21 protein-coding genes are annotated in these 24,184 nt (G+C 55.7%); 9 read left to right on the top strand and 12 right to left on the bottom strand.

The features are described from left to right. The first annotated feature begins 124 nt into the window (after positions 1-124). The 4 genes from mutY to recG all read left to right on the top strand — a co-directional run bounded on the left by mutY (position 125) and on the right by recG (position 4,684). On the top strand, positions 125-1,177 hold the full coding sequence (gene mutY, locus J4E00_RS23240) for an A/G-specific adenine glycosylase (protein WP_236050079.1): 1,053 nt from the start codon (positions 125-127) through the stop codon (positions 1,175-1,177). 142 nt (positions 1,178-1,319) lie between these two features. Next, positions 1,320-1,751: a single-stranded DNA-binding protein gene (locus tag J4E00_RS23235; protein WP_208177733.1), complete on the top strand. Its 432-nt coding sequence runs from the start codon at positions 1,320-1,322 to the stop codon at positions 1,749-1,751. Positions 1,752-1,907: 156 nt separating this feature from the next. Next, entirely contained in the window at positions 1,908-2,495 is a 588-nt protein-coding gene (gene gldD, locus J4E00_RS23230) for a gliding motility lipoprotein GldD (protein ID WP_208177732.1), read from the top strand. A gap of 89 nt (positions 2,496-2,584) precedes the next feature. After that, positions 2,585-4,684, top strand: a complete 2,100-nt coding sequence (recG, locus tag J4E00_RS23225) for an ATP-dependent DNA helicase RecG (protein ID WP_208177730.1) — start codon at positions 2,585-2,587, stop codon at positions 4,682-4,684. 62 nt (positions 4,685-4,746) lie between these two features. Here the strand turns inward: recG and J4E00_RS23220 are convergent, their stop codons facing one another. Continuing rightward, complete coding sequence (locus J4E00_RS23220; RefSeq protein WP_208177727.1) at positions 4,747-4,974, bottom strand: hypothetical protein; 228 nt, start codon at positions 4,972-4,974, stop codon at positions 4,747-4,749. A gap of 338 nt (positions 4,975-5,312) precedes the next feature. Between J4E00_RS23220 and J4E00_RS23215 the strand changes: the two genes are divergently transcribed. Next, positions 5,313-6,791 carry a hypothetical protein gene (locus J4E00_RS23215; protein WP_208177725.1) on the top strand — a complete coding sequence of 493 codons (1,479 nt, stop codon included), beginning with the start codon at positions 5,313-5,315 and terminating at the stop codon, positions 6,789-6,791. 96 nt (positions 6,792-6,887) lie between these two features. Here the strand turns inward: J4E00_RS23215 and J4E00_RS23210 are convergent, their stop codons facing one another. The 8 genes from J4E00_RS23210 to J4E00_RS23175 all read right to left on the bottom strand — a co-directional run bounded on the left by J4E00_RS23210 (position 6,888) and on the right by J4E00_RS23175 (position 18,021). Further along, complete coding sequence (locus J4E00_RS23210; RefSeq protein WP_208177723.1) at positions 6,888-8,405, bottom strand: fibronectin type III domain-containing protein; 1,518 nt, start codon at positions 8,403-8,405, stop codon at positions 6,888-6,890. A 354-nt stretch (positions 8,406-8,759) separates the two neighbouring features. After that, positions 8,760-10,550, bottom strand: a complete 1,791-nt coding sequence (locus J4E00_RS23205; RefSeq protein ID WP_208177721.1) for an acyl-CoA dehydrogenase family protein — start codon at positions 10,548-10,550, stop codon at positions 8,760-8,762. Between the two features lie 316 nt (positions 10,551-10,866). Next, a complete protein-coding gene (locus J4E00_RS23200; RefSeq protein ID WP_208177719.1) occupies positions 10,867-11,046 on the bottom strand; it encodes a 50S ribosome-binding protein YggL in 180 nt (59 codons plus the stop codon). An 8-nt stretch (positions 11,047-11,054) separates the two neighbouring features. Next, positions 11,055-11,327, bottom strand: coding sequence for a TonB family protein (locus J4E00_RS30325; RefSeq protein WP_208177717.1), 273 nt, complete (start codon positions 11,325-11,327; stop codon positions 11,055-11,057). A 240-nt stretch (positions 11,328-11,567) separates the two neighbouring features. Beyond that, positions 11,568-12,755 (bottom strand): acetyl-CoA C-acyltransferase, encoded by a 1,188-nt coding sequence (locus J4E00_RS23190; RefSeq protein ID WP_208177714.1) that lies wholly within the window; start codon positions 12,753-12,755, stop codon positions 11,568-11,570. Positions 12,756-12,941: 186 nt separating this feature from the next. Further along, positions 12,942-15,350, bottom strand: a complete 2,409-nt coding sequence (locus J4E00_RS23185) for a 3-hydroxyacyl-CoA dehydrogenase/enoyl-CoA hydratase family protein (protein ID WP_208177712.1) — start codon at positions 15,348-15,350, stop codon at positions 12,942-12,944. Positions 15,351-15,513: 163 nt separating this feature from the next. Beyond that, positions 15,514-15,993, bottom strand: a complete 480-nt coding sequence (locus J4E00_RS23180; protein WP_208177711.1) for a MarR family winged helix-turn-helix transcriptional regulator — start codon at positions 15,991-15,993, stop codon at positions 15,514-15,516. A gap of 264 nt (positions 15,994-16,257) precedes the next feature. Beyond that, positions 16,258-18,021 (bottom strand): AMP-dependent synthetase/ligase, encoded by a 1,764-nt coding sequence (locus J4E00_RS23175; RefSeq protein WP_208177709.1) that lies wholly within the window; start codon positions 18,019-18,021, stop codon positions 16,258-16,260. A gap of 198 nt (positions 18,022-18,219) precedes the next feature. On the opposite strand from J4E00_RS23175, the gene J4E00_RS23170 reads away from it, so the two are divergent. From J4E00_RS23170 to J4E00_RS23155, 4 genes are all read left to right on the top strand, one after another. Next, positions 18,220-19,377, top strand: a complete 1,158-nt coding sequence (locus J4E00_RS23170) for a formimidoylglutamase (RefSeq protein ID WP_208177708.1) — start codon at positions 18,220-18,222, stop codon at positions 19,375-19,377. 57 nt (positions 19,378-19,434) lie between these two features. Further along, positions 19,435-19,698, top strand: coding sequence for a cytochrome b5 domain-containing protein (locus tag J4E00_RS23165; RefSeq protein WP_208177707.1), 264 nt, complete (start codon positions 19,435-19,437; stop codon positions 19,696-19,698). A 74-nt stretch (positions 19,699-19,772) separates the two neighbouring features. Beyond that, positions 19,773-20,573 carry an N-acetylmuramic acid 6-phosphate etherase gene (murQ, locus tag J4E00_RS23160; RefSeq protein WP_208177853.1) on the top strand — a complete coding sequence of 267 codons (801 nt, stop codon included), beginning with the start codon at positions 19,773-19,775 and terminating at the stop codon, positions 20,571-20,573. A 105-nt stretch (positions 20,574-20,678) separates the two neighbouring features. Beyond that, positions 20,679-21,263 carry a hypothetical protein gene (locus J4E00_RS23155; RefSeq protein ID WP_208177706.1) on the top strand — a complete coding sequence of 195 codons (585 nt, stop codon included), beginning with the start codon at positions 20,679-20,681 and terminating at the stop codon, positions 21,261-21,263. A 118-nt stretch (positions 21,264-21,381) separates the two neighbouring features. Here the strand turns inward: J4E00_RS23155 and J4E00_RS23150 are convergent, their stop codons facing one another. The 3 genes from J4E00_RS23150 to era form a co-directional block, all read right to left on the bottom strand. Beyond that, positions 21,382-21,645: a hypothetical protein gene (locus J4E00_RS23150; protein WP_208177705.1), complete on the bottom strand. Its 264-nt coding sequence runs from the start codon at positions 21,643-21,645 to the stop codon at positions 21,382-21,384. Between the two features lie 147 nt (positions 21,646-21,792). Continuing rightward, positions 21,793-23,121: a ribosome biogenesis GTPase Der gene (der, locus tag J4E00_RS23145; RefSeq protein WP_208177703.1), complete on the bottom strand. Its 1,329-nt coding sequence runs from the start codon at positions 23,119-23,121 to the stop codon at positions 21,793-21,795. A gap of 161 nt (positions 23,122-23,282) precedes the next feature. Then, a complete protein-coding gene (gene era, locus J4E00_RS23140; protein ID WP_208177701.1) occupies positions 23,283-24,179 on the bottom strand; it encodes a GTPase Era in 897 nt (298 codons plus the stop codon). Between the last annotated feature and the right edge of the window lie 5 nt (positions 24,180-24,184).

The following is a 24,184-nucleotide window of genomic DNA, read 5'->3' as shown; positions in this document are numbered from 1 at the left end:
TCGAATTGGGGCCACAAAGGTAACCCCATTTTTTTGTTTTACCAATCTACCCTCCCAAACTAGTTCCTGTCCCAAATTATTCGCTTTCAAAATTTTGGCTCTAAAAACTCATCAGCCTTCCTTTTTGGCCTCAGCGCTACTGGCCTGGTACCCCCGCCACCAGCGCGACCTGCCTTGGCGCCACACCCGCGACCCATACGCTATATGGCTATCTGAAGTAATCTTACAACAAACGCGTGTCGCTCAAGGCCTTCCTTACTACAATACTTTTCTGGTCGCCTACCCCACCGTCCAAGACCTAGCTGCCGCGCCCGAGGCTGAAGTGCTGCGCTACTGGCAGGGCCTGGGGTATTACTCCCGGGCCCGCAACATGCACCGCACCGCCCAGCAGGTGGTGAGTGAGTATGCTGGAAAGTTTCCTTCCACTTACACTGAGTTATTGAAATTGCGCGGTATAGGCCCGTACACTGCGGCAGCTATAGCCTCGTTTGCCTTTGATGAGGCAGTAGCCGTGCTTGATGGCAATGTGTACCGGGTGCTGGCGCGCATCTTTGGGCTGCATTCGGACATTGCGGCTCCTAGCTCGCGTAAGGAATTTCAGGCGGTGGCCGACCAGCATATTCCAACCTCCACCCCCGCCGATTTTAATCAGGCCATTATGGAGTTCGGGGCCATCCAGTGCACGCCAGTTAAGCCAGACTGCCTGTTTTGCCCCATGCAGCATCAGTGCTGGGCCTTCCAACACGGGCAGGTGGCGTTACTCCCGGTGAAGAGCAAGGCCAAGGCCTCGCGCACGCGCTACTTCCATTACTTCGTGCTACGCCACGGCGAGCAAACCTACCTGCGCGAGCGTCGCGAGAAAGACATCTGGCAGGGGCTTTATGATTTTGCCCTAGCCGAAACCACAGTACCTGAGTTGCCGCCTGCTGAGTTGGCGCGGCACCTGGAGGCGCTAGGCGCTACTCTAGATACTAGTCAAGCGGCCGAGCCTAGCGCGGCTTACAAGCACGTATTGAGCCATCAGAAGCTGGAGGTGCGCTTTCATTCATTAGAATTGATGCAGCCGCTGCCAGCTACCACGTTGCGCGATTTAGGATTGCGACTGTACTCTACACAGGAGATTGATGCGCTGCCTAAGCCCAAGCTAATTGCTAATTATTGTGACCAAAATCTTTAAAATGGGCACTTCTAATATTTTTAGCCAAATCAGCAAAAATATTTAGCAATTACTTGTAATTATTCCGGCTTAATTCCCTACCTTTGAAGCAAGGAAAGGCCGAGTGGCTTTTTTGATTCTGTATTTCCTAACGTGCAATAATATGGCCGGAGTGAACAAGGTGATTTTGGTAGGTAACCTGGGCAAAGACCCTGAAGTGCGCCATTTGGAGGGCGGTGTGAGCGTGGCTCATTTTACCCTTGCCACCAACGACTATTACAAAGACAAGCAAGGCAACCGCGTGGAGCGCACCGAGTGGCACAACATCTCGGCGTGGCGCGGTTTGGCCGACATGGCTGATAAGTACCTCAAGAAGGGCCAGCAGGTGTACATTGAGGGCAAACTCCGCACCCGCCAGTATCAGGATAAAGACCAGCAAACGCGCTACATCACGGAAATTGTGGCCGATGAGATTTCGTTGCTGGGCGGACGGCCGCAGGGCGCTGGCCCAGCTAGCGATGCCAATGGTGCAGCCGTAGCTGAGCCGCAGCAAAGCTTCCGGCAGGAGCCGGAGCTGGACCAGCTGCCGTTCTGAATCCCAGGGGTTGGGCTGACAGGCCTATGGCTGCAGCTGTCCAAATCGATTATTAGGGAAGAGCCCTGGCACTGTGCCGGGGCTTTTTTCGTTGCGGTAGCGGTTACCTTTGAAGCTATGAAGGCTGGGCTATTTCAGGCTGGAGCCGCTTTTTACATGAGATATTTTTCAACCGTGTCGTTGCTAATGGGGCTGGCGCTGCTGGCAAGCTGCTCATCAGTCCCGGATTTTACGCCGAAGCCGAAGGGCTACAACCGCATCGACCTACCCGCGCATCGCTACCAGTTGCTGGGCGGCGGCCACCCGTACGAGTTTGAGTATTCGAAGGAGGCCGTGATTAAGCGGGATTCGTCGTACATGGCGCAGCCGCACTGGATTAATGTATATTATCCCAAGCTGCACGCCAATGTGCAGATTACCTACATGGACGTGCAACGTGACCGTCGCCTCTATAACAAGATGATGGAGGATGCCCGCAAGCTCACCGGCAAGCACGAAATCAAGGCCACAGCTATTGATGAGCGCATTCTGAAGACGCCGAGCGGTATGCGCGCCTCGGTATTTGAGCTATCCGGCGAGGTGCCGAGTCAGTTTCAATTCTATACTACTGATAGCACTAGGCACTTCTTGCGCGGCGCGCTGTATTTCAGAACCGCCACGGCGAACGACTCGCTGGCCCCGGTGATTGAGTACGTGAAGACGGATATGGTACGAATGATAAATACGCTTCGCTATAAAAATTAAGCCATTAGCTATTAGCTCCTTGCTATTAGCCTTTCATAAAATCATGGTCAAAAGCCAGCAGCCAATAGCTGAGAGCTAACAGCTACTAAATGAGCAATTTCTTTAATACCCGGCTGGAGTTTTTACGCTCGGTGGGCAGCACCCAGCGGGCGCAGCTGCTGGGCAAAGAGTTGAACCTGTTTACTTATGGCGACCTGATTCAGCGCTACCCGTTCCGGTACCTCGACCGGACGCAGGTGTACAAGGTGGCCGACCTGAACGACGACCTGCCCTACGTGCAGGTGCGCGGCATGCTGCGCGGCAAGGAGCTGGTAGGCGAAGGTCCCAAGCAGCGCCTGACCGCTAAGGTGGGCGACGGCACTGGCGAGTTGGAACTGGTGTGGTTCAAGGGCATTAAGTGGGTGCAGCAGGTGGCCAAGAACAACCAGGAATACATCGTCTTTGGCAAGCCCACAATGTTCAACGGACGGCCGCAGATGGCGCACCCGGAGTTGGAAGAGGTGGGCGAGAACAAACCCGGCCAGAGTTTTTTGCAGCCGGTGTACAACACCTCCGAGAAGCTCAAGAACTACCACCGCGTCGATAGCAAAGCCATCATGCGAATGACGGCGGAGCTCCTGAAGCTGGCACAGCCGCACATCAAAGAATCTTTGTCGCCGGCGCTGATTGAGCGGTACGGGTTGATGCCGAAGGTCAATGCCCTGCAGCAGATTCACTTTCCGCAGAGTGCGGAGCTGCTGGCGGCGGCGCAATTTCGGCTGAAGTTTGAGGAGCTATTTTTTGTGCAGCTGAAGCTGCTGCGGCAGCGCGACCAGCGCAAGGTGACCTTGGCAGGCCAGATTTTTAAGGAGGTGCCGACGCTGGTAGATTTCTATAAGAACCACCTCACGTTTGACTTGACGGGGGCGCAAAAGCGAGTCATCCACGACATCTATAAGGATTTTTGTACCGGGCAGCAGATGAACCGCCTGCTGCAGGGCGACGTAGGCTCGGGCAAAACCATTGTAGCCTTTATCTCGATGCTGATGGCCGCCGACAACGGCGCGCAGAGCTGCATCATGGCCCCTACTGAGATTTTGGCCGACCAGCATTATACCGGCCTCAAGGTGTATGCCGATGCGTTGGGCATCAAGATTGGCAAGCTCACGGGCAGCACCCGCACCTCCGAGCGGCGCGTGCTGCATGAGGAGCTGCGCAATGGCACCATGCACATGCTGGTGGGCACCCACGCGCTGCTGGAGGACGTGGTGCAGTTCCGCAACCTGGGGCTTACCATTATGGATGAGCAGCACCGCTTTGGGGTAGCACAGCGCTCGAAGCTGTGGCAGAAAAACCCGCACATTATCCCCCATGTGCTGGTAATGACGGCTACGCCTATCCCCCGCACGCTGGCCATGACCTTATATGGCGACCTGGATGTGAGTGTGATTGACGAGCTGCCGGCTGGCCGCAAGCCCATTGTAACGGTGCACCGCTTCGATGCCAACCGGTTGAAAGTGTTCGAGTTTATCCGCGACCAGGTAAAGATTGGGCGGCAGGTTTACATCGTGTATCCGCTGATTGAGGAGTCGGAAACGATGGATTACAAGGACCTGACCGACGGCTACGAGAGCGTGGCGCGGGCTTTCCCGGAGTTCCAAATCAGCATTGTGCACGGGCGCATGAAGGCCGAGGAGAAGGACTACGAAATGCAGCGCTTTATCAAGAAAGAAACGCAGATTATGGTGGCTACCACCGTGATTGAGGTGGGCGTAAACGTGCCCAACGCCTCGGTGATGGTGATTGAAAGCGCCGAGCGTTTTGGTCTTTCGCAGCTACACCAGCTGCGCGGCCGTGTAGGCCGCGGCGCCGACCAAAGCTACTGCATCCTAATGACAGGCTTCAAGTTGAGCAAGGACGCCCGTACCCGCCTCGAAACGATGGTGCGAACCAACAACGGCTTCGAAATTGCCGATATCGACCTGAAACTACGCGGCCCAGGGGACTTGATGGGCACCCAGCAAAGCGGTGTACTCGACTTGCTGATTGCCGACCTGGCTAAAGATGGCCGGATTCTGAGCGAAAGCCGGGCCGCCGCCCAAACTATTCTGGCGGAAGACCCCAATCTGGTCAGCCCGGAAAATGCCAATATCCGGCATCACATCGAGAGCCTGCCGGCTACAGCGGTGAATTGGAGCAGGATTAGCTAGGACTTTTGAGGGAAAGTGTGGGCAAAAAAAAACGACCTTTGAGAAAAGTCGCTGCTGGCCGTCTAGAACATTTCGGCTAAAAGTCCGGCACCGCTCTGCTGCGGCTGGGCCTTCTCTCGGCCAGGCTGAGCAGGCTCGGAGGCATACACCTGATGCACCAGAATCATGGATGAATCGGGAATGGCTTGGGTATTAACGGTCTTTGCAACAGCAGTTGGGGCCGGCTGTTTTGCTAGTTTGCCACTGATTATGAGAGCGGTTAACAAAGAGAATTTAAGCAGGGACTTCATAATATAGCAGAATATTTTGCGGGTGCAAAGGTACGACAAGACTTGGCCTTGTTCAACAAATTCGTTTTCAAAGAGGCCAAGGTGCCGCTAATCGGCAGTGGAATTAGCAGGCGACAGGGCGAAAAAAAGGACGTTTGAGAGCTTCCGATTGAGGCGCTGAAATCGACCACGAAGTAAACGGGTGCCATGTACGGGTGTTGCCACGGAAGTGTTATGATTGGGCTACATTTTTGTTAGCGCAGCCCTATCGGTCCGACCTTTGGTGCTGCGTTAACGCCGTGAGACAGGGCCAAATCCGGTACTTTTGGGCTCTTTAAGCGCTTCAATTTTATTTTCTCATGCTTCATCTACACCCGAATTTTATGGTGCGACGCGCCCTTTTGATTGGTTTGACAAGCTTGGCCAGTGCAGGCCTGGCCGTACCCGCCCTAGCTCAAAAAGTCAAATCGACTCCGTTCAGCTACCTGCCCGAGCAGGGACCCGACCGCTACGACATGCGGGTGCCGCACAAAACCTTGTCCCTAGCCGATGGCTCCGGTTTCGTGATTCTGGCCCACCAAAGCGCCGGTGGCTATGCCGTGGAGCGTTACGACGCGGACCTGAAAAAGCAGTGGAGCACTACCATTCCGATAGCGCCCGGCGAAACGCTGGAGGCCTTCGGACGCGGCACGCAGCAGGCGCTGGTGGTGCTCCACCACAAGGACGACAGCGGCCAAAACCTGACCGCAGTACCCGTGAATCTGCAAAGCGGCCAGAAAGGCGCGGCCAAAGTGGTGATATCGGCTGCCGCGCGCGACCGCCGGCCGGGCGTGTCCATCTCACCCGATGGCAACCGGCTACTGGCCTTCCGCTACCTCACCCGTGAGCAACAAGTTCAACGCATTGCCGCTACGCTGTTTGACCAAAACCTGGCGCAGCTGGAGGAAAAAGCCTACGACTTCCGAGACTTGGGCGAATTTTTCTCGCCTGCCGTGCACGTGGCCAACGACGGTACGCAATACGTCACGCTCATCAGCGAGGGCATGAAGAAGCTGACTGTGCGCCGGTACCCGGCTGGGGCGGGCACCGAAATCAAGGTGCTGGGGGTGCCAGTGGGCGGGGTGTTTGGTGGCAAGCCCGTGACTGTGCGCGACGCCCGCTTCACGGTGCTAAATGATGGCAGCTTATACGCCGCTGCATTATGCGCCGACTACGCTACCGGCGAATATTACAGCCTGAAGGTGGTGAAATTCGACTTCAGTGGCACCGGCGACATGAAGTTTTCGCCGGAGTTCCGCTTCACTCCTGCTTACCTCACCGAGGTGAGCAAAGCTACTGGCAAAGAGACAAAACGCCTCGATGATGTGTACCTGGGTGAGCTCTTACTAACTCCCGAAAAGCAGCTGGTTGTTATTGCCGAAAAGCACTTTGAGGAAGACGGCAGCGAAAGCCCGGTGCATGCCCGCGAGCTGCATATGTTCGGCTACAACGAGTTTGGCGCGCCCACCTGGCACAGCATTGTGGCCAAAGACCAAGTAGCCCCGGCCGTTGATTCCTATACCGGAATCGGCTTCCGGGCGGCAGTGTTTGGGGGCACGGTGCAGCTGCTAACGCTGGAGAACATCGATAAGAAATCGGACCTCTACCTCCGCCGCGTGAATGCCCAAAACGGTATCATCAGCCCACCCGAACGCCTGAAGCTAAACGTGGCAAATGACCAGCAGCTGGCTTATGTGAAAGATTTTACCACCTGGATTACTGAAAAGACCATCGTCGGTGTGAGCCGACCAAGCAAAAAATCGGCTGCGCTGCAATTGGAGAAGATTGTAGTGAAGTAATACCACTTCGGTTTTAGCAAAATCAAAAGGGCCACTCCTATTATATAAGGAGTGGCCCTTTTGACTATTGGTAGAGGGATGGGTTAGGCCCGACGGCTACTCCACGGCCAAACGCTGGCTGGCTACCTGGCCACCGGCCACTACCCGCAACGTGTAGAGGCCGGGCACCACACCCGTGAGGTCGAGTTGCGTGCGGGTTTCGCTGGCCGGCGTGAGCGGCACCGTCTGCGTACGCACTTGCTGGCCAATGGCGTTCAGGAGCGTGATTTTTGCTTGCGCTACACCGGCTACGGCCGGCACCACGAGGCTGGCGGCATGACGCGCCGGGTTTGGAAATACATTTAATACGCCCGCACCCAGTGCCGTGCGATTGGCCAGCGCCCCGCGGAAGGCGTAGGTTATGGGAGCGCCAGAAGTAAACAAGGTGCTGGTGGCAGTGCCGCAAATGCTTATTACCCGAATGATATACGTCTGCCCCGGCAGCAGGCGACGGAGCGTAACCGGCGAACTGGTGGCATTTTGCACTCGCATGGTGCGAACGGAATCGGAAGCCACGAAATAGACTACTTGGAAGCTGGTGTTGCCTGCTCCTGGCGTGAAGCTCACGGTAGCTGAAGAGTCGCTGGCTGCTGTTATGGTGATATTGGTAGCAGCGCCGCAAGTGGCCGAAGTGACCGGAGTAGTGAAAGTGGTTGACAGCGTAGTGGAGGCCGATACAGTAGTGCAAATAGCCTGAATGGTGACGGTGTAGCCAGTGTTGGGTGTGAGGCCCGTCAGCAGTACCGGGCCCGATGACACGGTTAGGCTCGTTCCCTGATTAGGGTTAGCGCCTAGTGGAGCATACCGGATGATGTACGCCTGTGCGTTCGAATTCGCATTAAAGTATACCGAAGCCGTGGTGGCATTGGTGCTGGCGACATAAAAGCCCGATGGCGCGTTGCAGATTGGCGTACCGCCACTCGTGCCACTCACCGTTACCGACGGCGAAGTAGTGCCGCCGCCGCAGTTTGCTGTAATGCGAATGATGTAGCGCGTGCCCGGCAGCGCCCCCGTACCAATAAGCACCGGCGAACCTGTAGTGGTCAGGGTTAGTACCTGAGTACTGTCGGAAGCCGGATAATACTGCACCGTGTAGCTGGGTACTCCCGCTGCTGGCGTAAAGCTCAGGCTAATAACGCCTGAGCCCGCTGGCGAGGCTACCACGTTGGTTGGTGCCGCGCAAGGGCCGAAGCTGTTGGTATTCAGTCCCACCCATGGCGAACTCGTAGTGAGGCCGCCCGCGCAGTTGCTTACCACCGACACCCGATAGAAACCACCCTGGCCGGTGCGCAGTCCCGTCAGGGTCACCGGCGAAGTGGTGGTATTGACGCTCATAATACCGGCCGCCGTCGAGTCGCCAATCCAGAAATAGCGCACTGTGTAGCTCAACGCCGACGCCGATGGCGTGAAACTCACTACCGCCGAAGCCGTGCTCGCTGTGGTCGGCGTGCCGGGCAAGATGGTGACACTACCAACTTGTATGTTGGTTGGGGCCGCGCAGGTTTGGGCCTGAGCAGCGTGCAAGCCCAGCAGCGCCACCAGCAGCAAAATCAAGAAGGTACCAATGCGTTTCATAAGCCAGAAAGAAAAAGGAGAAAAATGGACCCAAAGCCGGGCGGCCGCGCCGTGCTTTTCCTTCAGACCAGGCCCGATGGCAAAAGGCTTCCCTAAGTCTCACATTTAACTCAAATTCAACGGCTATAATGATAAAGCCTCGGCATGCTGAGGGTTGTTTATAAATAAAACAACCACCCTAAGTGACTATTGAGGTGGCTGTTTTATTTATAAACAACCCTCAGTAGAAAAGACTGCCATTCGCATTTATCAGCTTAGTCCAACAATAAAAAGGCCGCCCCGGAAATCAGGAACGGCCTTTCTACTTTCACCTACCAAATCCGACTAATCCGTCGAATCCGATAAATCTGTGGTCTAGACGGCGTACTCGTTGGCCGTAATCAGCTTGGCGGCGATGCGGCGGCGCGACTCTTTCACGTTCAGCAACTCGGTTTTGGTGAAGCGCTTCAGGCCCATCAGCAACAGGCGCTGCTCATCACCCTCAGCCATGCTGCCGATGGCGTCCTTACCGGCTTTCTCCACAATGTCCACGGCATCGGCCAGGTACACGCGGGCAATGTCGGCTTCAACAGACATAGCTTCTTCGCCTTTGGCGGCAGCTTCCTTCTCTACGCGGAGCAGGGTGCTCTCGGCGATGTAGGTTTTGATGGCCATGTCGGCGATATTCATCAGCAACTCCTGCTCCTTAGCGAGGGTAGCGGTGAACTTCTGCACGGCCGAGCCAGCCACCATCAGAATGGCCTTTTTCAGATTGGCGATGGTCTTCATCTCCTTGCTGAACAGGCCGGATTCCTCGTCCTGGCTCATGCTTGGGATGCTCATCAGCTCCTGCTGCACGGCTTGGGCGGGGCCCATCAGGTCGATTTCGCCCTTCAGGCCCTTCTTCAGAATCATGTCAACGGCCAGCAGGCGGTTGATTTCATTGGTGCCCTCGAAAATACGGTTGATGCGCGAGTCGCGGTAAGCGCGGTCCATCGGATAGTCGGCCGAGAAGCCATAACCACCGTAAATCTGCACACCCTCGTCCACCACGTAGTCCAGCACTTCCGAGCCTTCCACTTTCAAAATGGCGCACTCTACGGCAAACTCACGGGCGGCACCCAGTAGGGCTTCGTTGGCACCTTTGCCCTCGGCCATGAGCTGCTGCTCCATGCGGTAGATGTCGGAACCGGCGCGGTAAATGGCTGATTCCACGGCGTAGATGCGGATGGCCTGCTGCGCCAGCTTGTAGCGGATGGCGCCAAACTTCGAGATAGGCATTTTGAATTGCACCCGCTCGTTCGCATACTTCACGCTCAAATCAGCGGCCATTTTGGTAGCGCCCAGGCAGGCGGCGGCCAACTTGATGCGACCGATGTTCAGCACGTTGAAGGCAATGAGGTGGCCTTTGCCAATCTCGCCCAGCACATTCTCCTTCGGCACCAGCGCGTCGGACAGGAATACCTGACGGGTCGAAGAGCCCTTGATGCCCATCTTGTGCTCCTCGTTGCCGAGGCTTAGGCCGGGCGTGTTTTTCTCCACTATGAAGCCGGTGAACTTGTCGCCGTCAATCTGGGCAAAGACAATGAACACATCGGCAAAGCCGGCGTTGGTAATCCACATTTTCTGGCCATTCAGCACATAGTGGGTGCCTTCGGCATTGAGTACGGCTTTGGTCTTCGCGCCCAGCGCGTCGGAACCGGAACCGGGCTCGGTGAGGCAGTAGGCGCCCATCAGCTCGCCGCTGGTGAGGCCGGGCAGGTATTTAGCTTTCTGCTCGTCGTTGCCGAAATACAGAATGGGCAGCAGGGCAATGCCTGTATGGGCCGCAAAAGCCACTGGGAACGAGTGGCCGCCGCCCACGCCTTCCGTCACGCGCAGGGCCGTGGGGAAGTCCATGTCCAAGCCACCAAACTGCTCGGGCACGCTTACGCCGAACAGGCCGAGCTGGCCAGCTTTCTCCATCAGGCTGCGCATAAGGCCTTCCTCGTGGTTATCGAGGCGCTCCAGCACCGGCTGCACCTCGGCCTGCACGAAATCGAGGCAGGTTTGGTGCATGTAGTTCTGCTCTTCGGTAAAGTCGGCCGGCGTGAACACGCTCTGGGCATCGGTCGGCTTGATGATGAATTCGCCGCCCTTGAGGCTGGCATGCTGCGTGGTTTCCATGACGGTTGGGGGTGGGTATGAAGTTGAAAAGTGTTAGGCACGCCTACTAGTTAGAGAAACAACGAGGCCTGCGGTTTAGTGTTGCAAGATAAGAAAAAATGTTAGGCACGCCTACTACTTCATGTAAAGAAAACCCCGCCGGGGCGGGGTTTTCTTTTACTGCTTTGTTTTAATCGTAGCAGGGAGCCCAATTGTTACCAGAGGTACTAACCCGATACGAAATAACCTCCGGTTGCTGTACTAGCCATTCCCTCATCCAAAGACGGTCAGTTTCCTTAATAGCGGGAATGGGAACGATGTTATAATTTGTGAAGACCTAGAAGTCATCGGCTCGTCCGATTACATACATTCTTTGTGCTTCAACAGCTTTTTCCAGCCTGGCCCAGAAATGATGCCTTTCCTCTTCTATGTCAGGTAAGCTTAAACTGAGACAAACGGCAAAACCGGTATGCTGAAACTCCCGGAGTCGAAGCTTCTTACGCAGACGCTTTTTCATGGCGGTATCTACTGTGGCTTAATGCATGCTATTCGAATATTGAGGCCCACTGTCACAGGACGCCCCGATTGATAGCCTAGCTTGAACGTTGGCAACGCTTTAACTGCTGCCAATAATGCAGCATCCAGGCCAGCAGAATGGGTGCTTTTGGTTATACGAATGTGCTGCACCTTACCAGTGGGGGAAACCTCGAAGTAAATTATTGGCGAGCCTTCAGAGGCCTCAAGGTCAGCTTTCGTGACTTGCAACCGGTCCAAAATAGCATTTACTATTTTCGGCATCCCGCCACCGCCCGGCAGTTACGGCATTTGCTCAACGTAAGTGTACACCTGAGCCGGCTTGGATTGCGCCAGCATGAGCTGCGTTGAAGCGAGTAAAAACAGAAAGAGCCATTTCATGCGCTTCACGATGGATTAGCTACCAAATAAAGGGAAGCATCTCTACCGCGCGCAATCGTAATTGATTACTACTGCGGTAGAGGTGCTTCACTGCGTTCAGCATGACGTTCGGCTAAACAACGGCTACTTCAGCAGTTCATAGATGCCGGCGACGCCCTGGCCGCCGCCCACGCAGGCCGTGACCATGCCGTACTTCTTGCCGCGCTCGCGCAGCTCGTCAAAGAGTTGGATGCTGAGCTTGGCACCGGAGCAGCCCAGCGGGTGGCCGAGGGCGATGGCGCCGCCATTCACGTTTAGCTTCTCGGGGTCGATGCTAAGCTCGCGCACCACGGCCAGCGACTGCGAGGCAAAGGCTTCGTTCAATTCAATCAAGTCGATGTCGTCGAGTTTGAGGCCGGCTTGCTTGAGCACTTTCGGCACGGCCTTGATGGGGCCCATGCCCATGATGCGCGGGTCCACGCCTTCGGAGGCGTAGTTCACCATGCGAGCTATGGGCTCCAGGTTCAATTCCTTCACCATGCGCTCCGACATCACGAGCACAAAGGCGGCACCGTCGGAAGTTTGGGAGGAGTTGCCGGCGGTTACAGTGCCGTTGGCGGCAAACACGGGACGCAGCTTGGCGAGGGCTTCTACCGAGGTATCGGCGCGGGGGCCTTCGTCGGTATCCACCACGTAGGAGCGGTTTTTCTTCTTGCCGGTGGCCTGGTCCACATAGGTTTCTTCCACGGTCACGGGCACGATGCTCTTCTTGAACTTACCACCCTGCACGGCCTTGATGGCCTTTTGATGGGAGTTGTAAGAGAATTCGTCCTGGTCCTGGCGGCTGATTTTGTAATCCACGGCCACGGCTTCGGCGGTGAGTCCCATGCCCATGTAATAGTCCGGATGCTGCATGGCCAACTGGTAGTTGGGCACGGTTTTCCAGCCCACGGTGGGCACCATGCTCATGCTCTCGGTGCCGCCCGCGATGATGCAGTCGGCCATGCCCGCCGAAATTTTGCCCACGGCCATGGCAATGGTTTCGACGCCGGAGCCGCAGTAGCGGTTCACGATGAGGCCGGGCACGTTGATGGGCAGGGCCAGCAACGAAATCAGGCGGCCCATTTGCAGACCCTGCTCAGCCTCGGGCACAGCATTACCGACAATTACGTCGTCAATCCGCGTGGGGTCGAGGGCCGGCACCTGGGCCACGAGGTGCTTGATAACGGTGGCCGCAAGGTCATCGGGCCGGGTAAAACGAAAGACGCCACGGGGCGCTTTGCCCACGGCCGTGCGGTAGCCCGCTACGATATATGCAGTGTTATTCGACATGTTGTTCTGGCGTTAACCTCACCCCCTAGCCCCCTCTCCCGTGGAGAGGGAGGACTAGTTTCTAGCTCTAGTTAACTAACTTTTAAAAAGTTAAAGACTGTTTTACTCCCGACTAACATCTAAAACTAGAAACTAGTCCCCCCTCTCCGCGGGAGAGGGGGCCAGGGGGTGAGGTTACTCGTGAGGCTAGTTGCGCAACGGCTTACCCGTTGTCAAAATCGACTGAATCCGCTCCAGCGTCTTCCGCTCGCCGCAGAGGCTGAGGAAGGCTTCGCGCTCCAAATCCAGTAGGTACTGCTCGCTTACTTCGGTGGGCGACGACAGGTCACCGCCGCACATCACGTAGGCCAGCTTATCAGCAATGAGCTGGTCGTGGGTCGAGATGTAATTGCCCTGCTGCATGGCGTACACGCCGGTTTTGAACATGGCCAGCGCGCCTTTTCCATGCACTTTGATGTTGGTTTTCTGCGTGGGCTGGGTGTAGCCAGCATCGGCCAAATCGAGCGCGGCGGCTTTAGCCTGCGCGATAACGCGGTTGCTGTTCAGTACTACTTCGTCGCCGCGACGGAGGAAGCCCAAATCGAAGGCTTCGGCGGCTGAGGTTGAAACCTTGGCCGTGCTAATGGTCATGTAGGTATTACGCAGCAGGTTGAATTCGGGCTCGCCTTCCTCATACTTAGCGGCCGTGCGCAGGGTCATTTCCTTGGTGCCGCCGCCGCCGGGAATCAGGCCGACGCCGAACTCTACAAGGCCGATATAGGATTCGGCTGCTGCTACCACCCGGTCGCAGTGCAGGTTCAGCTCGCAGCCGCCGCCCAGGGTGAGGCCGTGCGGGGTACCCACCACCGGGATGCTGCTGTAGCGCATCCGCATCATGGCCTGCTGGAACTGCTGAATCATCAGGTTCAGCTCGTCAAACTCCTGCTCCAGCGCCTGCATGTACACGAGGCCCAGGTTGGCACCGGCCGAGAAGTTCGGCGCATCGTTGCCCACCACAAGGCCCCGGTAGCCGGCTTCAGCCATCTCCACGCCTTTCAAGAGGCCCTGAATCACGTCGGTGCCCAGCGAGTTCATTTTGGAGTGAAACTCCACGTTCAGGATGCCGTCGCCGAGGTCGATAACGGATGCGCCCGCGTTTTTCCACAGCACTTTGCCGCTGGCACGCAGGTTATCGAGAATGATGAAGTTCTCCACGCCCGACACCGGCTGGTAGCTCTTGGAAGCCACATCGTAGAACTCGCGCACGCCGGCTTCGGTCACGCGGTAGAATGTCTGGTTACCAGCCGCTAGCATCTCCTCCACCCACGGTGCAGGAGTGCGGCCAGCTGCCTTGGTCAGGTCGATACCGGCTTGCACGCCCAGCGCGTCCCAGGTTTCAAACGGCCCCATTTCCCAGCCAAAACCGGCACGGAGGGCATCGTCCAGTTTGTAGAGCTGGTCCGAGATTTCGGGAATCCGGTTGCTCACGTAGGCGAACAGACTGCCGAAGCTCAAGCGGTAAAACTCACCGGCCTTGTCTTTGCCTGCCACCAGCACCTTAAACCGGTCGGCCAGCTTGTCAATGCTCTTGGTCATCTCCAGCGTGGCGAATTTCACCTTCTGGCTCGGCTTGTATTCCAGCGTAGTCAGGTCGAGCGCGTGTATTTCCGACTTGCCGCCTTCGCCCTTCACTTTCTTGTAGAAGCCTTGACCGGTTTTATCGCCGAGCCACTTGCTCTCGCCCATTTTCTTGATGAAATCGGGCAGTTCAAACACGTCTTTGGCCTCGTCATTTGGGAGGCCCTGTGCCAGGCCATTGGCCACATTGATGGTGGTATCTAAGCCCACCACGTCAGAAGTACGCAGCGTTGCCGACTTCGCATGGCCAATTACCGGGCCGGTTAGCTTGTCGGTTTCTTCCACGGTCAGGCCCAGCTTCTGCATGGTTTGCATGGCATCGAGCAGGGCAAAAACGCCCACGCGGTTGGCAATGAAGCCGGGCGTGTCCTTAGCCAGCACTACGGTTTTGCCCAGGTACAAATCACCATAGTGTTGCAGGAAATCCAGCACCTCCGGTTTGGTGTCCGGCGTCGGAATGATTTCCAGCAGCTTCAGATAGCGCGGCGGGTTGAAAAAGTGCGTGCCGGCAAAATGCTGTTTGAAATCCTCGGAGCGGCCCTCGGCCAGCAGGTGAATTGGGATACCGCTGGTGTTGCTGGTAATCAGGGTGCCCTTTTTACGGAACTGCTCCACCCGCTCGTAAAGGCTCTTTTTGATATCGAGGCGCTCGATTACGACTTCAATCGTCCAGTCGCAGCTGGCAATGTCCTTGAGGTTGTCATCGAAGTTGCCAGTCTTGATTTTCGTCGCATCGGCCTTGCGGTAGAGCGGCGAGGGGTTGGCAACGATTGCGGCCTGCAACGCAGCATTCACAATGCGGTTGCGCACTGCCGGTGCCTCTAACTTCAGGCCCTTTTTCTCCTCGTCTGGCGTCAGCTCTTTGGGGGCGATGTCGAGCAGCAGCACCTGCACGCCGATGTTGGCGAAGTGGCAGGCAATGCGCGAGCCCATGACGCCGGAGCCGAGCACGGCCACTTTCTTGATGGTTCGGTTCATCCTCTTTCTACTTTGGGTGGTGAGGTGGGTTGGTTATGAATAAAAGAACAGTCATGCTGAGCGTAGCCGAAGCATCCCGCTCGCTTCGTTGCAATCGTCTTGATTACTACTGCCCGCGAGATGCTTTGGCTCTGCCCAGCATGACGCTCCAGGAATTAGATTCTTAAGAAGCTGCCGATTCCGTACGCAAGGGCTTGAGCACGAAGTCTTCAAACAAGGTTTTACCCTCAATCATGCCCGTAATCTGGGCCGCTACTTTAAAGAATACTTCCAGTTGATTCTGCGGTATTTTCTCCCTGATTTTCAGGTTGAAGTGCCTCACGGTCTGCCGTGAAACCTCCTTCTTCTCCAAGCCCAGTGGCGTTAGGAAAATACGAACTGAGCGCTTGTCTACCGAGTCGCCTTGCTTATAAATAAGACCTTTCTCTTCCATACTCCGCAGAATACGGGTTAGGCTACGGGTTTCGAGGCCCAGCAAAGGCGCGATTTTCGTGGCGGGAGTGCCCTTTTCCTGGTCGATATTCAGCAGCACGAAGCCAATGCTTGTGGTAATATCGTTTTGGGCCGCCTGGGTGTTATACATCCGCGAGATGGCATGCCAGGCTACTTTGATGTTATAATCAACGGTTTCTTCAGGTTTCATGGGCGGGGTGTAAGTGCGGTAAACTTACGAATAATTTATTAGGCTTGCATAACAGTTGATATAATCTTTTCATGCATGCCAAGCCTCTTGCTACCGTGGCGCACCATTCTGCCAGTTGAATCCAGCCGACCACGCCGACAGCCCAAGCCCTTGGCAAGCAGAAAGCCCCAACTCTGCGAATGAGTCGGGGCTTTTCACATTTATACAGGCTGGTCACATCGAGAGGTTGGGTTAATGCATTGCTCACGCTGCAACAGGCTCAACCTAATGGTACATGCCCTCAATCAAGGCCTTGTTTTTCTCTGTAATGACCTTGCGCTTTACCTTCATGGTCGGCGTCATCTCGCCGGTTTCCACGGTCCAGAGTTCGGGTAATAAGGTAATTTTCTTTACCTGCTCCCACTGCGCAAAGCTCTGGTTGTATTTCTTCACCAACCCCTCGTAGAGCTCTACTACCTTCTCGTTCTTAACCAGTTCTTCGTTTGTCGCATCCGGCACGCCGTTGCGCTTGCACCAGCCTTTGAGGTCAGAAAACGAAGGTATTACCAATGCGGAAGCGAATTTCTGGTCGGCCCCCACTACCATGGCTTGCTCAATGAGCGGGTCTTCTTTCAGTTTGCCTTCGATTACCTGCGGGGCAATGTATTTGCCGCCTGAAGTCTTGAACATCTCCTTCTTACGGTCGGTGATTTTCAAAAACTTGCCATTCACCAACTCGCCGATATCGCCGGTGTGGAACCAACCGTCTTTATCGAACACTTCCGCCGTAAGGTCGGGCTTGTTGTAGTAACCCTTCATCACGGAGGCTGATTTGGTCAGAATCTCGCCATCCTGAGCAATTTGCACTTCCATGTTGTCGATGAGCGGACCTACCGTGCCAATCATATTGTTTTCGGCTTCGTAGCCACCTACGGCAATTACCGGCGAAGTTTCCGTCAGGCCGTAGCCTTCCATCACCCGGATGCCGGCTGCCCAGAATACGCGCGCCAGGCGCGGCTGCAAAGCTCCACCGCCGCTCACGATGCAGCGCAGGTTACCACCCAGCGCTTCGCGCCACTTATTAAAGATAAGCTTATTGGCCAGCGCGAGTTGCGTATTATAGAAGAAGCCTTGGTCTTTCTGGGTGTCGTATTTAAGGCCCAAGTCCAGTGCCCAGAAGAACAGGCTTTTTTTGATGCCATCCAGTTCGTGGCCTTTGGCGACGATTTTATCGTATACCTTCTCCAACAGGCGCGGCACGGTCGTGAAAATCTCGGGCTTCACCTCGCGCAGGTTGTCGGCGATGACGTCCATGTTCTCGGCGTAGTAGATGCTCACGCTGTTTATCATGTACAGGTAAGTCACCATGCGCTCGAAAATGTGGCATAGCGGTAGGAAGCTGAGCGCTTTGTCATTCTTTGTGACGGGCACAAAGCGCTGCGAGTTACGGCAGTTGCTCAGGATGTTGTCATGCGTAAGCATCACGCCTTTGGGGCTGCCAGTGGTGCCGCTGGTGTAGATGAGCGTGAGCAGGTCGTCGGGCTGCACGACAGCTTTCAGGGGTTCTAAGTCGGCTGCATTCCCCTTTTTGCCGATTTCCAGCAGCTCGCTGAAATGGCGGGCTCCTTCGATTTTATCAAAGGTAAAGACGTTTTCGGCCGGAATATCCAAGCCTTGCGTTGCCTCCCTCACCTTATCAAACAGCTTTTTATCAGCCACGAATACAGCGCGCACCCCGGCATCAGTGAAGATGTACTTGTAGTCCTCAACGGTGATACTCGGGTACATCGGCACGCTGGTAGCCCCTATTTGGGAGATGCCGAAGTCAGCCAGCATCCATTCGGGACGGTTCATGCTGATAATGGCTACTTTATCGCCCCGTTTAAGGCCCAGCGACACGAGCCCCAACGAAACCCGATTGGCTTGGTCCTGTAATTCCTGACTGCTGATGGGCACCCACTGGCCATCTATTTTGGAAGCCAGGGCGTCTTTTTTGGGCGACTCAGCTATTTGGTGAGCGAGGATGTCAAAGGCACGACGAACGTCCATGGGTGGGTTTTAATAAAGCGTATCTGGTGAATTTCCGCTTAAATAAAGCGCTTTTTTTGGGGCCGTGCTACCGAAAGCTGAACCAGACAGTAGCAGGCTTAGTACGGGTTAAAACCAAATCGGTAGCGCAAAGGGTCAAAAACCCCAAAAACCCGGCCTTTTTAGGTGTAATTTTGGCTTCTTGCATTACCGCTCCCAATGAATCTGGCCCTGTTTTTCGACCCGTTGCCGGAAACGCTGACCGACGCCGTGCCCGTGCCTACCACGCTGGCCGCCTACGCCACCCGCTTCACCGAAACCTTCCCTGACTGGCGCGCCGCCGACCTCGCCCTTATCGGCCTCGACGAATGGCGGGGCAGTGCCGCCGGCCCACCCAGCACCCGCCGCCACGGCCCCAATGAAGTGCGTCAGCGCTTCTACCAGTTGCAAAAAGGCACCGGCCTGCTCCGGCTGGTAGACTTGGGTAACCTTCGTCCCGGCCTCACGCTGGAAGACACCTACCAGCGCCTGCGCGAGATTATTGGGGCTTTATTGGAGGAAAATACAGTCCCCATCTTGCTCGGTGGCAGCCACGACTTGGATTATGGTCAGTTTCTGGCCTACGAGGTGCAGAACCGCACCATCAACATAACGGTGGTCGACTCACGGCCTGATATGGCTGAGCCCGGCCCCAGCACTCCGCCCGAGGAAAGCCATTTGCGCCGCCTGCTGGTGCACGAGCCTAACATCGTATTCAGCTTGGCCCACCTTGGTCACCAGCAGTATCTCACGCCGCCTGAAGTGACCGTGGCGCTCGAAAAGCTGCATTTTGATACCATGAGCGTGGGCGAAGTACGCGCTGACCGCCGTCTGGCTGAGCCACTGGTGCGTCAGGCCGATTTTATGAGCGTAGATATTGCTGCCATTCGCTGGCAGGATTCGCCGGGCTACTACCCGGCCAATCCTTTTGGACTGGGCAACGAAGAAGCCACTCAACTGTGCTGGTATGCTGGCCATAACGAGCAGCTAAGCTCTTTCGGACTCTACGGATACCGCGCCGACGTGGACTCCAACGGCCTGGCGGCGGCCACTATTGCCACCATGCTCTGGTATTTTGTGGAAGGCTTCTACCATCGCCGGCCCGAAACTGGTTTCGGCACCTTCCGCTTCCTCACCTACACGGTGGTGCTGCCCGGCAACCCGGATAAGCTGGTGTTCTACAAGTCGCGCCGTGCCGAGAAGTGGTGGATGGAAGTAGAGCGCCTCGGCGACAATTCGGTGAAGCGCGTGGTGCCCTGCACTTATGAGGACTACCTCAATGCCTCACAAGGCGACCTGCCGCAACGCTGGATTCGCTTGCAGGCGCTACTGAGCTAGGGTTTTAGTTGAGAGTTATCAGTTGTTTGTTGTCAATCAGATTTGTAAGAGAGGAGCATGAGCCTGACAACTGACAACCAGCAACCAACAATTAAAACCTACACCAAATCTCAGCTCGCCCTACGCAACGGTCAGGACCGCGACGAAATATGGGTGGCATACCAAGGTCAGATTTACGACGTCAGCCGCTCGCGGCTCTGGCGGCGCGGCAACCACTACGAGCACTGGGCCGGCCAGGACCTGACCGCCGAGCTGGACAAAGACGCGCCGCATACGGCCAACGTATTCGATAATTTTCCAGTAATTGGTCGGCTGTTGTAGAACATGCTTCCGCTTGTTCCCGGCCATATGAAACCCTTATCCCGAACAAGCTAAAGCTTGTTCCAAACGCTATGATGACCACCGAAGCTCCTTCCCAGTTCAACAACCTGGAAACCCTCTCCACCACCGAGCTGCTGGCCGGAATGAACCAGCTCGACCAAACCGTGCCTCAAACCTTGGCCAAAGCACTGCCTCAAATTGAGGCCCTGGTGGAAACTATTGTGGCACGGCTCGGAGCAGGTGGTCGGCTGTTCTACATTGGGGCGGGCACCAGTGGACGGCTGGGTGTGGTAGATGCCTCGGAGTGCCCGCCCACGTTTGGCGTCCCGGCCGGGTTGGTGGTTGGTATCATGGCGGGCGGCGACGGCGCCATTCGCCAAGCCGTGGAGGGCGCAGAAGATGACGCCGAGCAGGCCTGGATTGACTTACAAAAGCACGACATCAATGCCAAAGATGTGCTCGTCGGCATTGCAGCCTCAGGCCGCACGCCCTACGTCATCGGTGGTTTGAATAAGGCGCGTGCTGCTGGTCTGGCCACCGGCTGCGTGGTGTGCAATGCCGACTCGGGTGTAGCGGCCGCCGCCGAGTTTCCGGTAGAAGTAGTAACGGGGCCGGAATTCCTCACCGGCAGCACGCGCCTCAAGGCTGGCACTGCGCAAAAGCTGGTGCTCAACATGCTCACCACTGCCACGTTCATTCGCCTGGGTCGCGTGAAGGGCAACAAGATGGTGGACATGCAGCTTTCTAACGAGAAGCTGGTGCAGCGCGGCGAGAAGATGCTGATGGACGAGTTAGGCCTTGAAGAAGCCGAAGCCGCTGAGCTACTAAAGAAACACGGCAGCGTACGGGCCGCGCTGGAGGCAGCCAGGCAGTAGCAAAGGCTTCAGCTTGTGCCTCACTGGCTTGCTTTTTACGGCGAACGATTCGGCCTTTTCAGCGTTTCTAAGAAGGCACCAGCTAAAGCATGTGCCACCTATTCTATGCACACTATTGAGCCGCACTACAATTGGATTGAGCAATACTCGGCTACCGATGACCCTCGCTCACCCCTCTTCGAAGCCGAAAACAGCCTCGACACGTACACCAACACCATTTACGGCTACTACATCCACCCGCAGTGGGACAGCCTGGGATCGGACACGCTGTTTTTTAAAATCCTTTTTGCCGATTACGAATTGGGTATTGCCGTGCTCGAATTCATTGGTGAGTGGAACGATGCCATTGAAAATGACATCATGGAGCTCAAGCGGAACATCATTGATGTGCTGGTGCACGAAGGCATCCGCAAGTTCATTCTCATTGGCGAAAACGTATTCAACTTCCACGGCTCGGACGACTCGTATTATGAAGAGTGGTACGAAGACGTGGAAGACGGCTGGATTGCAGGCGTGAACTTCCAAGAACACGTGCAGCGCGAAATGAAGCAGTACAACGTGGACAACTACGTTAATTTCGGTGGTCAGCTCGATGACCTTCCGTGGCGGACTTACGAACCACGCCGCCTCTTCGAAGTAGTAGATGGGCTGTTAAACCGCCGGCTTGGCGCTCCCGAAACCGAGCTGTAGCATACTGCAGCAAAAGGCCGGCAAAGCTGCTTTCCACATTACAAGCGTTACAGTTTAAAAACAAAAAAGCCTCTCCGTTGCCGGAGAGGCTTTTTTGTTTTTACTAAAGCAGCAAGAATTACTTCTTAACTTCTTCGGTCGTGGTGGTCGTGGTGGTGGTACCAGCAGCGTCCATTTTGTCAGCGCCGTCCTGGATGGCTTCGCCTTTGGCATCAGCCGAGTCACGAACTTCGTCAGCCTTTTCTTCCATGGCATCAGCCTTGGCTTCGCCGGCTTCTTTCACGTTTTCGCCAACTTGCTCTTGTGCATCTTCTTTCTTGCTGTCGCAGGAAGAGAAGGTGAACGAACCGAGGGCCAGGGCGAGGAACAATACTTTTTTCATCTTGAGTAGGGTTAAAATGTGGTTGATTTCCAGATAACTTCTGAAGCTTAGCTTCAAATTCGAGGCTTTATACTTCAGGTTAGAGAAGGTAACCCCTGCTGCTGAAAATATTTTACAAACTCCTGATGAGGCCCGATATAGCCAGCCTTATTTCTTGCGAAACACGATGCCAATGGGTACCCCGGTAAAGTCGAAGTGCTCACGCATCCGGTTTTCGAGGTAGCGCGTGTAGTTGGTTTGCACGTACTGCGGCAAGTTGGCAAAGAAGGCAAACACCGGATTGTGTGTGGGCAACTGCGTCACGTATTTGATGCGAATCATCTTGCCTTTGAGGGCGGGCGGGCCGTATTTCTCAATCTCCTTCAGCATCACGTCGTTCAGCTGCGAGGTCGGAATTTTGCGGCGCTTGTTGTGGTACACTTCAATGGCCGTTTCGATGGCTTTGTGCACGCGCTGCTTGTTCAACACCGAAATGAAAATGACAGGGATGTAGGAAATGGGCGCAATCTTCTCGAGGATTTTTGCCTCAAACTCTTTGGCCGTATTGGTGTCCTTATCTTCCACCAAGTCCCACTTATTCACCAGAATGACAATGCCTTTGCGGTTCTTGTCGGCCAGGGTGATAATGTTCACGTCCTGAGCTTCTATGCCGCGGCTGGCGTCGAGCATCACGATGCAGACGTCGGCCTCTTCTAGGGCACGTAGGCTGCGCATGTTGGCATAGAATTCCACGTCCTCGCTCACCTTGGCCTTGCGGCGCAGGCCGGCCGTGTCTACCAAGATAAACTCTTTGCCAAAGGCATTATAGCGAGCCGAAATCGAGTCACGAGTCGTGCCGGCGATGTCCGTCACAATGCTTCGGTCTTCGCCCAACAGCAGGTTCACCAGGCTAGATTTACCCACGTTGGGGCGGCCTACTACGGCAATACGTGGGATTTCCGACTCTGGCTCTTCAATGCCGGGGTCGTCGAAATGGCTCACTACGGCATCCAGCAGTTCGCCGGTTCCGTGGCCGTTCTGGCTGCTGATGGCGAATATTTCGCCGTCGCCGAGGCCCAGCGAATAGAATTCGCCTACGCCATTGGCCCGCAGGTTGGTATCGGCCTTGTTGGCCACCAGATAGATGGGCTTTTTGCCCATGTAGCGGCGCAATACGTGCGCAAACTCCTCATCGAGGCCGTGTACGCCGGCATCGGCATCCACCATGAAGAGCACCACGTCGGCTTCCTCAATGGCTAGCTTCACCTGCTTGTTGATTTCGCCTTCGAAAATATCTTCCGAATTGTGCACGTAACCACCCGTATCAATCACGGTGAAGTTCTTGCCAATCCAGTCACCGTAGCCGTAATGACGGTCGCGGGTCACGCCGCTCTCGTTGTCCATAATGGCCTTGCGCTGGCCCACGAGGCGGTTGAAAAGCGTGGATTTGCCCACGTTGGGCCGCCCGACAATGGCGACCGTGTTTTGCTTTGACATGTTGTGTGGCCCCAGCCGCCGACCCGACCTAGATTCGGCAGTGTCCGGGGTGCGTTATGTTATAGATGGTCGGAAATATTGTAGCGTGGACTCTGCGAGTCCGCGCCCATGTGATGTTTCGTTCGTTCAATGCGCGGACTCACAGAGTCCACGCTACAGTTCTATTGGTAGCCAAACCGGCTCAGCGCCTTGGTGTCCGTCCGCCAGTTCTCGTTCACCTTCACGTGCAACTCCAGGAACACTTTTTTCAGGAAAAACTTCTCCATTTCCTCGCGCGCCCAGGTGCCTACTTTCTTCAGTGCCTCACCACCCTGGCCGATGACAATGCCCTTCTGGCTGGCCCGCTCCACGTAGATGATGCCGCGGATGCGAATGATGGCTTCTTCTTCCTTAAACTCCTCGATGACAACTTCACAGCTATACGGAATCTCTTTCTTATAGAGTTTGAAGATTTTCTCGCGCACCATTTCAGCGGCAAAAAACCGTTCCGGTTTATCGGTTAATTCGTCTTTGGGGTAGTAAGCAGGGTGAATGGGCAGGCGCTCCAGCACCATTTCCAGCACACGCTCGGTGCCGAAGGCGTTGAGGGCGGAGATGGGCAGCACTTCGGCGGCGTTGGGCAGTTGCTCTTTCCAGTAGGCCAGCTTGGCTTCCACGTCGGCCTGCTCGGCCTGGTCAATTTTGTTGACGAGGAGGATAATGGGCGTGTCCACCATTTTGCGCAGCCGCTCAACGACGGGCTCCTCGTCGTGTTTTTCGTAAATATCGGTCACGAAAAGCACCACGTCGGCATCTTCGAGCGACGAGTACACGAAGCTCATCATGGCGTTGTGCAGCTCGTATTTAGGCTGAATGATGCCAGGCGTGTCGGAATAAATCAACTGGAAATCATCACCGTTAAGGATGCCCAGAATACGGTGGCGCGTGGTCTGGGCTTTGCTCGTCACGATGCTGAGCCGCTCGCCCACCAGCGCGTTCATGAGCGTGGACTTGCCCACATTGGGCTTGCCAATGATGCTCACAAAGCCGGCGCGGTGGGGTTTGGTTTCGGGGTTCACGATGG

The organism is Hymenobacter negativus, from assembly GCF_017571495.1.
GTDB lineage: Bacteria > Bacteroidota > Bacteroidia > Cytophagales > Hymenobacteraceae > Hymenobacter > Hymenobacter negativus.
This window is presented reverse-complemented; position numbering and strand designations above follow the sequence as displayed.

Excerpts from the sequence above, each read along its gene's own strand:
- J4E00_RS23190 (WP_208177714.1), bottom strand. The coding sequence starts at position 12,755 with ATGTCGAATAACACTGCATATATCGTAGCGGGCTACCGCACGGCCGTG.
- J4E00_RS23235 (WP_208177733.1), top strand. The coding sequence starts at position 1,320 with ATGGCCGGAGTGAACAAGGTGATTTTGGTAGGTAACCTGGGCAAAGAC.
- J4E00_RS23185 (WP_208177712.1), bottom strand. The coding sequence starts at position 15,350 with ATGAACCGAACCATCAAGAAAGTGGCCGTGCTCGGCTCCGGCGTCATG.
- J4E00_RS23215 (WP_208177725.1), top strand. The coding sequence starts at position 5,313 with ATGCTTCATCTACACCCGAATTTTATGGTGCGACGCGCCCTTTTGATT.
- J4E00_RS23180 (WP_208177711.1), bottom strand. The coding sequence starts at position 15,993 with ATGAAACCTGAAGAAACCGTTGATTATAACATCAAAGTAGCCTGGCAT.
- J4E00_RS30325 (WP_208177717.1), bottom strand. The coding sequence starts at position 11,327 with ATGCCGAAAATAGTAAATGCTATTTTGGACCGGTTGCAAGTCACGAAA.
- J4E00_RS23205 (WP_208177721.1), bottom strand. The coding sequence starts at position 10,550 with ATGGAAACCACGCAGCATGCCAGCCTCAAGGGCGGCGAATTCATCATC.
- J4E00_RS23150 (WP_208177705.1), bottom strand. The coding sequence starts at position 21,645 with ATGAAAAAAGTATTGTTCCTCGCCCTGGCCCTCGGTTCGTTCACCTTC.
- gldD (WP_208177732.1), top strand. The coding sequence starts at position 1,908 with ATGAGATATTTTTCAACCGTGTCGTTGCTAATGGGGCTGGCGCTGCTG.
- recG (WP_208177730.1), top strand. The coding sequence starts at position 2,585 with ATGAGCAATTTCTTTAATACCCGGCTGGAGTTTTTACGCTCGGTGGGC.
- murQ (WP_208177853.1), top strand. The coding sequence starts at position 19,773 with ATGACCACCGAAGCTCCTTCCCAGTTCAACAACCTGGAAACCCTCTCC.
- J4E00_RS23210 (WP_208177723.1), bottom strand. The coding sequence starts at position 8,405 with ATGAAACGCATTGGTACCTTCTTGATTTTGCTGCTGGTGGCGCTGCTG.
- J4E00_RS23220 (WP_208177727.1), bottom strand. The coding sequence starts at position 4,974 with ATGAAGTCCCTGCTTAAATTCTCTTTGTTAACCGCTCTCATAATCAGT.
- J4E00_RS23175 (WP_208177709.1), bottom strand. The coding sequence starts at position 18,021 with ATGGACGTTCGTCGTGCCTTTGACATCCTCGCTCACCAAATAGCTGAG.
- J4E00_RS23165 (WP_208177707.1), top strand. The coding sequence starts at position 19,435 with ATGAGCCTGACAACTGACAACCAGCAACCAACAATTAAAACCTACACC.
- J4E00_RS23200 (WP_208177719.1), bottom strand. The coding sequence starts at position 11,046 with ATGAAAAAGCGTCTGCGTAAGAAGCTTCGACTCCGGGAGTTTCAGCAT.
- J4E00_RS23155 (WP_208177706.1), top strand. The coding sequence starts at position 20,679 with ATGCACACTATTGAGCCGCACTACAATTGGATTGAGCAATACTCGGCT.
- der (WP_208177703.1), bottom strand. The coding sequence starts at position 23,121 with ATGTCAAAGCAAAACACGGTCGCCATTGTCGGGCGGCCCAACGTGGGC.
- J4E00_RS23170 (WP_208177708.1), top strand. The coding sequence starts at position 18,220 with ATGAATCTGGCCCTGTTTTTCGACCCGTTGCCGGAAACGCTGACCGAC.